8 protein-coding genes are annotated in these 12745 nt (G+C 56.2%); 3 read left to right on the forward strand and 5 right to left on the reverse strand.

Features of this window, described 5'->3' with window-relative positions; genetic code table 11:
• Window positions 1-158: 158 nt before the first annotated feature.
• The 3 genes from focA to pflA all read left to right on the forward strand — a co-directional run bounded on the left by focA (window position 159) and on the right by pflA (window position 4275).
• A complete protein-coding gene (focA, locus tag QMM04_RS16565; RefSeq protein ID WP_125308448.1) occupies window positions 159-1019 on the forward strand; it encodes a formate transporter FocA in 861 nt (286 codons plus the stop codon).
• A 69-nt stretch (window positions 1020-1088) separates the two neighbouring features.
• The gene (pflB, locus tag QMM04_RS16570) at window positions 1089-3371 is read left to right on the forward strand and encodes a formate C-acetyltransferase (RefSeq protein ID WP_058769544.1); all 2283 of its coding nucleotides are present in this window, start codon (window positions 1089-1091) and stop codon (window positions 3369-3371) included.
• Window positions 3372-3534: 163 nt separating this feature from the next.
• Window positions 3535-4275 (forward strand): pyruvate formate lyase 1-activating protein, encoded by a 741-nt coding sequence (pflA, locus tag QMM04_RS16575; RefSeq protein ID WP_021508352.1) that lies wholly within the window; start codon window positions 3535-3537, stop codon window positions 4273-4275.
• 99 nt (window positions 4276-4374) lie between these two features.
• Here pflA and QMM04_RS16580 read toward each other — a convergent pair whose 3' ends face one another.
• The 5 genes from QMM04_RS16580 to QMM04_RS16600 all read right to left on the reverse strand — a co-directional run bounded on the left by QMM04_RS16580 (window position 4375) and on the right by QMM04_RS16600 (window position 12743).
• Entirely contained in the window at window positions 4375-5526 is a 1152-nt protein-coding gene (locus QMM04_RS16580) for an MFS transporter (protein WP_058769542.1), read from the reverse strand.
• Between the two features lie 313 nt (window positions 5527-5839).
• Window positions 5840-7132, reverse strand: a complete 1293-nt coding sequence (gene serS / locus QMM04_RS16585; protein WP_104186998.1) for a serine--tRNA ligase — start codon at window positions 7130-7132, stop codon at window positions 5840-5842.
• Between the two features lie 97 nt (window positions 7133-7229).
• Window positions 7230-8576: a replication-associated recombination protein A gene (locus tag QMM04_RS16590; RefSeq protein WP_021508355.1), complete on the reverse strand. Its 1347-nt coding sequence runs from the start codon at window positions 8574-8576 to the stop codon at window positions 7230-7232.
• Between the two features lie 7 nt (window positions 8577-8583).
• The gene (gene lolA, locus QMM04_RS16595; protein ID WP_010618286.1) at window positions 8584-9195 is read right to left on the reverse strand and encodes an outer membrane lipoprotein chaperone LolA; all 612 of its coding nucleotides are present in this window, start codon (window positions 9193-9195) and stop codon (window positions 8584-8586) included.
• A gap of 173 nt (window positions 9196-9368) precedes the next feature.
• Complete coding sequence (locus tag QMM04_RS16600) at window positions 9369-12743, reverse strand: DNA translocase FtsK 4TM domain-containing protein (protein WP_282996564.1); 3375 nt, start codon at window positions 12741-12743, stop codon at window positions 9369-9371.
• Window positions 12744-12745 lie beyond the last annotated feature (2 nt).

Genomic DNA, 12745 nt, shown 5'->3' on the forward strand with positions numbered 1-12745 from the left:
AAAATTATTTATTGAATAAATTTCAATATCTTAATTGATTTTCTGGTCGTTTTGCGGCTTTGCTTAACCCTGCCGTTTCGGCAAATATGATCCACATCAACTCCTGACCTATACTCCTTTGTTAGTATCTTTACAGACAATTTCTGGAGAGCGTTAGTGTGAAAGCTGACAACCCTTTTAATTCATTATTACCGGCGGCGATGGCAAAAGTCGCAGAAGATGCCGGTGTCTTTAAAGCGACGAAACATCCCTTAACCACCTTCTTTCTGGCTATCACTGCTGGCGTCTTTATTTCCATTGCCTTTGTGTTTTATATCACCGCCACCACCGGCAGCGGCACTATGCCGTACGGCATGGCTAAATTAATCGGTGGCATCTGCTTCTCACTGGGTTTGATGCTGGTAGTGGTCTGCGGCGCTGATTTGTTTACTTCAACGGTGCTGATCGTGGTGGCAAAAGCCAGCGGACGCATTACCTGGCTGCAACTGGGTCGTCACTGGCTCAATGTCTACGTTGGCAACCTGTGCGGCGCGCTGTTTTTTGTGGCGCTGATTTGGCTGGCCGGTGAGCATATGGTCGCAAATGGTGCCTGGGGATTGAATGTCTTACAGACCGCCGACCACAAAATGCATCATACGTTTATCGAAGCGGTAAGCCTCGGTACACTGGCTAACCTGATGGTGTGTCTGGCGGTGTGGATGAGCTACTCCGGCCGCAGCCTGCTCGACAAAATGGTGGCGATGATTTTACCGGTTGCGATGTTCGTAGCCAGCGGCTTTGAGCACAGCATCGCCAATATGTTCCTGATCCCGATGGCCATTATGATTCGCGATTTTGCCAGCCCGGAATTCTGGCAGATGACCGGTGCCAGCGCGGCGCAATTTCCTGCACTGGGCATTGGCGATTTTATTGTTAATAACCTGATTCCCGTAACCATCGGCAACATCATTGGCGGCGGTCTGTTAGTCGGGTTGACCTATTGGGTTATCTATCTGCGCGACGGTGAGTCCGCGCACTGAGTCATTAAGTACGGGCGTGCTGAGCAGCGCGCCATACGTTACAGTCTCCCTAAATAAGGCAGGTATATCATGTCCGAACTGAATGAAAAAATGGCGTCAGCCTGGGAAGGATTTAGCGCCGGTGAATGGCAGAACAGCGTCAACGTCCGTGACTTCATCCAAAAAAACTACACGCCGTATGAAGGTGACGAAGCATTCCTCGCCGGCGCGACGCCAGCCACTACCAAACTGTGGGACAGCGTGCTGGAAGGCATCAAAATTGAAAACCGTACCCATGCACCGGTTGATTTCGACACTGATTTAGCGTCTACCATCACCTCACATGATGCGGGCTATATTAACAAATCGCTGGAAACCATCGTTGGTCTGCAGACTGAAGCCCCGCTGAAACGCGCCATTATCCCGTTTGGCGGCATTAAAATGGTGGAAGGCTCCTGTAAAGTTTACGGCCGCGAGCTGGACCCGGCGCTGAAGAAAGTTTTCACCGATTACCGCAAAACCCACAACCAGGGCGTGTTTGACGTTTACACCCCGGATATCCTGCGCTGCCGTAAATCCGGCGTGCTGACCGGTCTGCCAGATGCGTATGGCCGCGGTCGTATTATCGGTGACTACCGTCGCGTCGCGCTGTACGGCATCGACTTCCTGATGAAAGACAAAGTGGCTCAGTTCAACTCACTGCAGAGTGACATGGAAAATGGCGTTGATCTCGAAGCCACCATTCGCCTGCGTGAAGAGATTTCTGAACAGCACCGCGCACTGGGCCAGATCAAAGAGATGGCAGCCAAATATGGCTTTGATATCTCTCTGCCAGCCACCACCGCGCAGGAAGCAGTACAGTGGACCTACTTCGGTTACCTCGCAGCAGTGAAATCACAGAACGGTGCCGCAATGTCGTTTGGTCGCGTGTCCACCTTCCTTGACGTTTACATCGAGCGCGATATCAAAGCCGGTAAACTGAGCGAGGAGCAGGCACAGGAGCTGATTGACCATCTGGTGATGAAACTGCGTATGGTGCGCTTCCTGCGTACGCCGGAATACGATGAACTGTTCTCTGGCGACCCAATCTGGGCCACTGAATCACTGGCTGGTATGGGCGTTGACGGTCGTACGCTGGTGACGAAAAGCACCTTCCGCTTCCTGAACACGCTGTACACCATGGGTCCATCACCGGAACCAAACATGACCATCCTGTGGTCTGAGAAGCTGCCGGTTAACTTCAAAAAATATGCGGCAAAAGTCTCCATCGACACCTCATCGCTGCAGTATGAGAACGATGACCTGATGCGTCCGGACTTTGACAATGATGACTACGCCATCGCCTGCTGCGTGAGCCCGATGATTGTCGGTAAACAAATGCAGTTCTTCGGCGCACGTGCCAACCTGGCAAAAACACTGCTGTACGCAATCAACGGCGGTGTGGACGAGAAGCTGAAAATGCAGGTCGGCCCGAAAGAAGCGCCAATCACTGACGATGTGCTGGATTATGACACCGTGATGGCGCGTCTGGACCACTTCATGGACTGGCTGGCAAAACAGTACGTCACGTCACTCAACATCATCCACTACATGCATGATAAGTACAGTTATGAAGCCGCGCTGATGGCGCTGCACGATCGTGACGTTTACCGTACCATGGCGTGTGGTATCGCGGGCCTGTCTGTCGCCGCGGACTCACTTTCAGCGATTAAATATGCCAAAGTGAAACCGGTACGTGACGCCGATGGTCTGGCAGTGGACTTCGAAATTGAAGGTGAATATCCGCAGTTCGGTAACAATGACCCGCGCGTGGATGATCTGGCCTGTGACCTGGTTGAACGTTTCATGAAGAAAATTCAGAAACTGCAGACCTACCGTAATGCGGTGCCAACGCAGTCGGTACTGACCATCACCTCCAACGTGGTATACGGTAAGAAAACCGGTAACACCCCGGATGGTCGCCGCTCCGGTGCGCCATTTGGACCAGGTGCCAACCCAATGCATGGCCGTGACCAGAAAGGTGCTGTCGCTTCACTGACTTCCGTGGCCAAACTGCCATTTGCCTACGCCAAAGACGGTATCTCTTATACCTTCTCTATCGTACCGAATGCGCTGGGCAAAGATGATAACGTGCGTAAAACCAACCTTGCTGGCCTGATGGATGGTTACTTCCATCACGAAGCCAGTATCGAGGGCGGCCAGCACCTGAACGTTAACGTCATGAACCGTGAAATGCTGCTGGATGCCATGGAGCACCCTGAGAAATATCCACAGCTGACCATCCGCGTTTCCGGTTATGCCGTACGTTTCAACTCGCTGACGAAAGAGCAGCAGCAGGATGTGATTACCCGTACCTTTACTCAGTCGCTGTAATCCTCCTCACTGTAATCGAAAGGCTCCTGCGGGAGCCTTTTCTCCACAAGCCAGTTTCGCCAGTCTGCTTTTGCAGGCAGTCTGGCAAAACCGACTTACATCCTCAGAGCACAACACAGATTGTGCCGCCTGCGCGCCAGGCTGAACCGGAGAATACATCGCAATGTCAACCATCGGTCGTATCCACTCGTTTGAATCCTGCGGCACCGTTGACGGTCCCGGCATCCGTTTTATCACCTTCTTCCAGGGCTGCCTGATGCGCTGCCTGTACTGCCACAACCGCGATACCTGGGACACTCACGGCGGTAAGGAAATCACCGTCGATGAGCTGATGAGGGATGTGCTGTCGTATCGCCACTTTATGAATGCGTCTGGTGGCGGCGTGACGGCATCCGGCGGTGAAGCCATTCTGCAGGCTGAATTTGTGCGCGACTGGTTTCGCGCCTGCCAGGCCGAGGGCATCCATACCTGCCTCGACACCAACGGCTTTGTGCGCCGTTACGATCCGGTGATCGATGAACTGCTTGATGCAACTGACCTGGTGATGCTCGACCTCAAGCAGATCAACGATGATATCCATGAGATTCTGGTCGGCGTGTCAAACCACCGCACGCTGGATTTCGCCCGCTATCTGCAAAAGCGCGGTAAAAGGACCTGGATTCGCTATGTGGTGGTGCCGGGTTATTCGGACGATGACGATTCGGTGCATCGCCTCGGTGAATTTACTAAAGGCATGAGTAACATTGAGAAGATCGAGCTGCTGCCTTATCACGAACTCGGCAAGCATAAATGGATTGCGATGGGTGAAGAGTACAAGCTGGAAGGCGTGAAGCCGCCAACGAAAGAGACCATGGAGCGGGTGAAAAATATTCTTGCCGGTTACGGCCACAACGTCATGTATTAAGACGGTTGGCCTGCAGCTGAAGCTTCGCCGGCAAGAAACAGAGGGGTTACCGCCGGGACATTTGCGACAGGTTGCGAATGTCCCGTTTAAGCACTGCCATCAGGCATGCGCCACCGGTGTTGCATGCTGATCGGCTTTACGCAGCAGCATCACCAGATAGACCAGCGCCACCACCGCAATCATCACAAACAGCAGGCGATCGGAATAGTTCTGCATCAGCATCGCGGTCATCCCCGGCCCGACCAGACTGCCAACGGTATAACTGAACAGCAGCGCCTGATTCATCGCCACCAGTTCATGATGCGCCACCGTTTCACACGCCCAGGACATGGCCACCGGATAAAGCGTAAAGCCAGCCAGCCCCAGCACAAACAGTGCCGGTGCCATTGCCGTTCCGCTCAGCATAGCAATCGCACCCAGAATCACCACGAACACCTGCACGCGCAGCACCATCAGGCGACCAAAGCGGTCGGCAAGACGTCCTACCGGCCACTGACCGACAATCCCGGCACTGACCAGCAGCGCCATCCAGTAACCTACGGTGGCATCGCTCATGCCCTGATGCGAAAGATAAAGCGGCATCAGGCCGTAGAGCGAACCGAGCACGATACCGGAGATAATGCAGCCGTTGATACCCAAACGCGAACTGCGGCGGCGCAGCATGCTCCAGATACGCCCGGTTGAGGCTTCTTCAGTAGCCGCACCGGCGTTGACCTGCACAAACACCACGGGCAGCACGGCACAGACGATCAGCGCGCTCACCCAGGGAATGACGTGCAGCAGTTCTGTCGAGACACGGCTCACCAGCAGCTGACCGGCAACGGTGCCAAGATAGTAGATGATCATGTAAGCGGCCAGCAGCTGACCGCGATTGCGCACGGTACCGCTGCACAATAGTGCACTCTCAACCACCACCCAAATCAGTGCACAGCCTACGCCCGCGGTGAAGCGCAGCAGCGTCCAGCTGTAAAAGCCGTCCAGCAGCACCATGCCCATGGTTGCCAGCGCAAACAGTACGCTGGCAAGGTAAAAGCAGCGATTAAAGCCATAGCGATTAATCAACCAGCCCGCCAGCAAGGTGCCCAGTAAGTTGCCGGTGTAATAAGCAGAGCTCGCCATGCCCACCTGCCAGGTCGGCAGTTGATCGTGAGTGAGCCACAGCGGCACCAGCGTATTAAGCACAGCAATAGACACCGTCATTAGCATTAAGCCGCAAAGCAGCAGCAGGACGGGGCGCGACCAGGTTGACATAGGGAATAAAACCAAAAGAAATGAACAGATTTGCGCGCAGTTTGCCATTGACGATGGCAAAGTCAATGTGCAAAAAAACAGCGCCGCACATTTTGCTGCTGAACAATTTATTATTTTTATCTTCAGCGGGTTACAGGGCTTGAGAAAGGTCTTATATCTGAATCTATCTACATGAATTTATACATTTTTGATGGTTTGACGCGCAGCCATTACGATAACGTTTATTTCTGATTAATTCCGGTTAAAAAATAATGGCTGATGCGCTTAAGAAATAAAAAACCCGGCCTGAGCCGGGTTTGTGCATGAGTGCAAATTAGCCGATATATTCCAGCCCGCCCATATACGGGCGCAGCACGTCCGGCACCGCAATGCGACCATCCGCCTGCTGATAGTTTTCCAGCACGGCTACCAGCGTACGACCCACCGCCAGGCCTGAACCATTCAGCGTGTGCACCAGACGCGGTTTTTTGTCCGTTTTGCTGCGGCAGCGAGCCTGCATGCGGCGCGCCTGGAAATCCCACATATTCGAGCAGGAGGAGATTTCACGGTAGGTGTCCTGCGCCGGCAGCCAGACTTCCAGGTCATAGGTTTTGGCTGAGCCGAAGCCCATGTCACCCGTGCACAGCAGCACTTTACGGTACGGCAGGTTCAGCAGCTGCAGGACTTTCTCTGCATGGCCGACCAGCTCTTCCAGCGCTTCCATAGAGGTTTCCGGTGCGACGATCTGCACCATCTCCACTTTGTCGAACTGGTGCATACGGATCAAACCGCGCGTATCGCGTCCGTAAGAACCGGCTTCGGAACGGAAGCAAGGCGTGTGGGCAGTGAGTTTGATCGGCAGAGATTCCTCTTCAACGATCTCATCGCGCACCAGGTTAGTCAGCGGCACTTCGGCGGTCGGGATCAGCGCATAGTTGCTGCTGCCTGCTTCTTCGCCCAGCGGTTTGGTATGGAACAGATCCTCACCAAATTTTGGTAACTGACCGGTACCGTACAGCGTCTCGTGGTTCACCAGATACGGCACGTAGGTTTCCAGATAACCGTGCTGCTGGCTGTGCAGATCGATCATGAACTGGCTCAGCGCACGATGGAGACGGGCAATCTGGCCCTGCATCACGATAAAGCGTGAACCGGTCAGTTTCACCGCCGAGGCGAAATCCAGCCCTTTGACCGCTTCACCCAGCTCAACATGGTCTTTCACCGGGAAATCGAACTGGCGCGGCTGGCCCCAGCGGCTCACTTCCTGGTTTTCGCTATCATCTTTACCCAGCGGCACTTCATCGGCCGGCAGGTTAGGCAGCGCAAGCGCAAAGTCACGAATTTCGTTCTGCAGGGTATCCAGCTCTGCTTTCGCCGCATCCAGGCGTTCGCCCAGCGCGTTCACTTCCTGACGCAGCGGCTCGATATCTTCCCCACGTGCTTTGGCCTGACCGATGGATTTGGAGCGGGAGTTACGCTCAGCCTGCAGGTTTTCAGTTTCTACCTGCAACACCTTACGACGCTCTTCGAGGGAGCGCAGCGTATCCACATCCAGTTTAAATCCCCGGCGTGCCAGTTTTTCTGCGACTGCGTCTGGCTCATTACGCAGCAGATTGGGATCGAGCATGCTTATCCTGTGTAATAAAAGGTTGATTGAACGAATGGAGGGATGCATTCCACCGGAATGCATTGAAATCCTTGCTCACCTTACCGTAACGCGTTTATCAGCGGTAGCGTTTTATCGGGCTATTTTGATCCTGTTCAGCAAGCCAGGCGAGTTTTTCACCGATCTTGCTTTCAAGGCCACGATTGGTGGGTTGATAGTAGCGCGTCTGCGCCATTTCCGGCGGGAAAAACACCTCGCCGGCCGCATAGGCATTGGGTTCGTCATGCGCGTAACGGTACTCTTTGCCGAGGCCCATTTCTTTCATCAGCTTCGTCGGTGCATTGCGCAGATGTTCCGGCACATCGTAATCCGGGAACTCACGTGCATCACGCATCGCCGCTTTGAAGGCGGTATAAACAGCATTGCTTTTTGGCGCGCAGGCCAGATAAACAATTGCCTGGGCAATTGCACGTTCCCCTTCCGCAGGCCCGACGCGGGTAAAACAATCCCATGCGGCAATTGCTACCTGCATGGCGCGCGGATCGGCATTACCGACATCTTCCGAAGCAATCGCCAGCAGCCGCCGCGCCACGTACAGCGGATCGCCACCGGCAGTGATGATGCGCGCGTACCAGTAAAGCGCCGCATCCGGGGCTGAACCACGAACCGATTTGTGCAGTGCCGAGATGAGATCGTAAAAGCGGTCGCCTTTGTTATCGAAACGCGCCGCGCGTTCACCCGACACTTCATTCAGCAGCTGTGGCGTTAGCTCCCGCTGTCCCTGCGCATTGAGCTCAGCCATATCGGCCATCATTTCCAGCGTATTCAGTGCGCGTCGTGCATCACCATTGACCAGTTCAGCGATCATGCGCCGGGTATTGTCCGGTAACAGAATATCGCTGTCGCCGTAGCCGCGCGTTTTATCCTGCATCGCCTGATCCAGCACCTGTTCAATATCTGCGCTGGTCAGCGATTTAAGCAGATAAACGCGGGCGCGCGACAGCAGTGCCGAGTTCAGTTCAAAGGAGGGATTTTCCGTGGTTGCGCCAATGAAGGTGATGGTGCCATCTTCAATGTGTGGCAGAAACGCATCCTGCTGGCTCTTATTGAAGCGATGCACCTCATCAACAAACAGAATAGTGCGACGCCCCACCTGGCGATTCTGCCGCGCGCGCTCAATGGCCTCGCGAATCTCTTTAACGCCGGAAGTCACCGCTGAAATGCGTTCGACATCGGCTTTGCCGTAATGCGCGATGATCTCCGCCAGCGTGGTTTTACCGGTACCCGGCGGTCCCCATAAGATCATGGAGTGCAGCTGACCCGCCTCAATAGCGCGCGGCAACGGCTTACCGGCCGCGAGCAGATGCTGCTGACCAATATATTGCTGCAGCGTCGCTGGCCGCATACGCGCAGCCAGCGGTCTGAACTCATTTGACGGTGCAAAATCCAGCGACAGGTTACTCACCCTCACCTCACTGACGTTGATCGTCCACCGTTACGCCTTTTGGCGGCGTAAAGGTGAATTTATCCGGGCTGATAGCGCCGTTTTTCTGGCTCTTCAGCTGATAGCTGCTGCGCTGTCCATCCTGCTCGATCGCGCTGAATTGATTGATGGTGCCTGCGGAAGTGACATTGATGGTGAACTGTTTCAGGTTGCCATCGCTGCTTTTAGGCGTCAGCTCAAAATTATCACCCTGCTGCTTAATGTTGTACTGCTGCCAGTCAGAGGGCTGGTTACGCGCAATCAGCATAAACGGCGTGTTGCTGGTGGCATTCTGCAGCAGGCTAACGCTCGCCTGTTCCACAAAAGGATTATAGAACCACAGATTTTTACCGTCGGAGATAATCACGCTTTCGTCCGGTGCAGTCATGTGCCAGTTAAACAGGCTCGGACGTTTTACCCACAGTTCGCCTTCGCCGTCCTGCACATTTGCGCCGCTGCCGTCAGTCACCTTCTGACTGAAGCTGGCATGGAAGCTGTTCACTTTATTAAGGCGCTGCTGCAGATCGCTGGAAGCATCCGCCAGGGCAGAAGAAGCAACAAAACCGGCCAGCAGGCCACAGGCAATAACGCGAAATTTCATCTGATACGATTCCTTATTCATGGTTTCCTGACACTTACTGCATTAACCGTAGTCGCCGCTCCGTCAGTACGACAGGAGAAAAAGCCGAAAGCTCCCAATGATATGGGGATCGGACCACAGATAAACAACGGGCCAGTTTACACTGGCCCGGCATAACACTGCGGAGAAAAGTCTTACATTTCGTGAGGTGGCGGTGACAGCACTTCACGGTTACCGTTGTGGCCTGGCTCCGAGACAATGCCCTGCGCCTCCATCTGTTCGATAATCCGCGCCGCGCGGTTGTAGCCAATACGGAACTGGCGCTGCACGCCGGAGATCGACGCGCGGCGTTTCTCCACCACGAACGCCACCGCCTGGTCAAACAGCGGATCCAGCTCTTCATCGCCGTCCAGGCCGCCACCACCGCTTTCACTCTCTTCACCGGCGGTAATGCTGTCGATGTACTGCGGTCGCCCACGCGCTTTCCAGTCCTGCACCACCGCATGCACTTCCTGGTCACGCACAAAGGCGCCGTGAACACGTACCGGCATGGAGGAGTTAGGTGGCATGTAGAGCATGTCACCCATACCCAGCAGGGATTCCGCACCGCCCTGATCGAGAATGGTACGCGAGTCAATTTTACTGGACACGGTAAAGGCGATGCGCGTCGGAATGTTGGCCTTAATCAGGCCGGTAATCACATCCACCGACGGACGCTGGGTAGCCAGCACCAGGTGAATACCTGCCGCACGGGCTTTCTGGGCCAGGCGCGCGATCAGCTCTTCGACCTTCTTGCCCACCGCCATCATCAGGTCAGCGAACTCATCAACCAGCACCACAATGTACGGCAGTTTTTCCAGCACCGGCGGCGTGGTGTCCATGCTGTCGCCCGGCTTCCAGAACGGGTCCGGAATTGGCCGGCCCATTGCGGCAGCCTGCTCGATCTTCTCGTTATAGCCGGCCAGATTACGCACGCCCAGCGCAGACATCAGCTTATAGCGGCGCTCCATCTCGACCACACTCCAGCGCAGCGCGTTGGCCGCGTCTTTCATGTCGGTGACCACTTCCGTCAGCAGATGTGGAATGCCCTCATACACTGACAGCTCGAGCATTTTCGGGTCGATCATGATAAAGCGCACTTCTTCCGGCGTGGCTTTATACAGCATGCTGATGATCATGGTGTTGACGCCAACCGACTTACCTGAACCGGTGGTACCGGCCACCAGCAGGTGCGGCATCTTCGCCAGATCGGCCACCACGGGCTGACCAGAAATATCTTTACCCAGCACCACCGACAGCGGCGAAGGGTTGTCGCGGAACTTATCGCAGTCCAGCACCTCACGCAGATAGACGGTCTGACGATGTTTATTGGGGAGTTCGAGGCCGACATAAGGCTTGCCCGGAATCACCTCAACCACACGCACCGCAACGGCAGAGAGCGAACGTGCCAGGTCGCGCGACAGATTAGAAATACGTGCCGCCTTGACGCCCGGCGCCAGATCCAGTTCAAAGCGGGTGATTACCGGCCCTGGAGAGATGCCCACCACTTCGGCTTTCACGCGGTAATCCGCCAGACGCGCTTCAACCAGACGCGCGGTCTGTTCCAGTGCGAACATATCCACCGGTTCCTCTTCCGCTGGCGGCGACGTCAGCAGATCCAGCGTCGGCAGCGGCGTGGAAGGTTTCTCCAGCGGCTGTTCGTGACGCACCAGGAAGGGGTGGAACAGACTGTCCTGCGCAGGGGCGACAGGCTTCGGCGTTTCAGCCGGCGCGGCGTAAACCTCGTCGTCTGGCGTTGACCACGGGCTGGTTTCCTCGCTCAGCGATGCGGGTACCGTCGGCTCTGGTGCCGCTGGCTGCTGCCACTGGGCCGGAACGTCCGGCTCTGGCGTGGCGGCAATGGTAAACAGCGGTTCGCTCGGCGTGTCATCAACCAGATCTTTCATCGGAGAGAAATCAAACGCGGCTGAGGTATCCAGATTAAATACCGGCGCGCTCTCCTGCTCAGGCTGGCTGTAACGCTGTTGCTGCTGCTGAGCAAACTTCTGCGCCAGCTGAGCCTGCTGCAGCGCCTCTTCATCTTCTTCCTCTGCCGGCTGCTGCTGCCAGCTGTCGCCGTATCGCTGCTGCTGCTGCGAATGGAACGCTTCGCGCAGCTGGGCTTCCTGCAGCGCAGCATTATCGTCATCGTGCGGCTGGGGCACTTGCCAGCTGGCGCTGATTTCCGGCTGCTGCTGGTCGGCCTCTTCACGTGCCTTCTCTTCTGCCATGCGTTGCGATGGCAGTTTGATACCGTATGAGGCCAGCTCACGCCGGGTCGGCAGCTTCACTTTGTTCGGACGCGGCAATTCAGGACCGATGCCCTGTTTTACCTGCGGGTTGTAGTCGCGCTCCGGCACCACATCAAAGGCCGGCGTGTAAGCGGCGGTGCGCGCAGCGGCCGCAGCCGTTGCTGAACCGAGCGCAGCAGCGGCGGCGGCATTGAGCGGAGTAGCGGCCTGATCGGCACTCTGCCAGTTGCCCATGCGCGGGCCGTCATCTTCTTCAGCAAGCGAAAAGGCGTCGGTGGCCGGTGAGGCAGGCACTTCAAACCGGTACAGCGGCGGAGCCGCAGCGGGTTCGGTGGCTGGAGCCGCAGGCGCAGCAGGAGTACTGGCAACCGGTGCAGCGGCAGGCTCCGGCGACGGCGCAGATTGTGGTGGCGCACTCATGGCCGGTGCAGATGGCTCAGGCGCAGCGACGGCCGGCACCTGACGCGCGGCTTCACTGGCTTTCGCCAGCAGGGGATCGTCGCCAGCAACCTCAGCCACAGGTTCTGTCACCTGACGAGGTTTCGCCAGCAGCACGTCATCGTCGTCGTCCTGGGCTGGCGCAGCGCGCAGTGCCGGTACCGGCTCGTCGGAGTGCGCCTCGTCGTCGTATTCTTCTTCTTCCTGCCAGGGTTCATCATGGCGCGAGCGGTTGCTGGCAAAAGTCAGCACGCCCATCACCACGCTGCCGATCTTCTCGGCAATCGCCAGCCAGGACCAGCCCGTATAGAGCGTGATACCGGCCGCCCAGACGCACAGCAGCGTCAGCGTGCCACCGGCACCGCTGAACCACGGCGCCATCGCATTGCTGACCAGGCTGCCAATCACGCCGCCGGAAGCAAAATACCAGATATCGTCCACGTTCAGCGCGGCCAGTCCACAGGTGGTCACCACCAGCGCCAGCACACCAATCAGCCGCAGGCCCACCGCAAAATAGTCGATGTAATCCTGCCGGTCGCGCTGGCGGAAGGTGATCCAGCACAGGCCAATGATCACCGGCGGAATGGCATAAGCCATCACACCAAAGATAAACAGCAGAGTATCGGCCAGCCACGCGCCCACGCTGCCGCCCAGATTATGGATCGGCTCGTGCCAGGCGGTTTGCGACCAGCTGGGATCGGAGGGGTTAAAGCTAACCAGCGACACCATCAGATAGATGGCAAACAAGGCCACAAGGATGAGCAACGCTTCCAGCAGCCGACGTCCGCTGCTCAGCGGTTGTAACGAAACGTCTTTATCTTCTGTATATTCCTGGCTCAAGA

This window comes from Pantoea sp. Pa-EAmG (assembly GCF_030024295.1).
In the GTDB taxonomy this organism is placed as follows: domain Bacteria; phylum Pseudomonadota; class Gammaproteobacteria; order Enterobacterales; family Enterobacteriaceae; genus Pantoea; species Pantoea dispersa.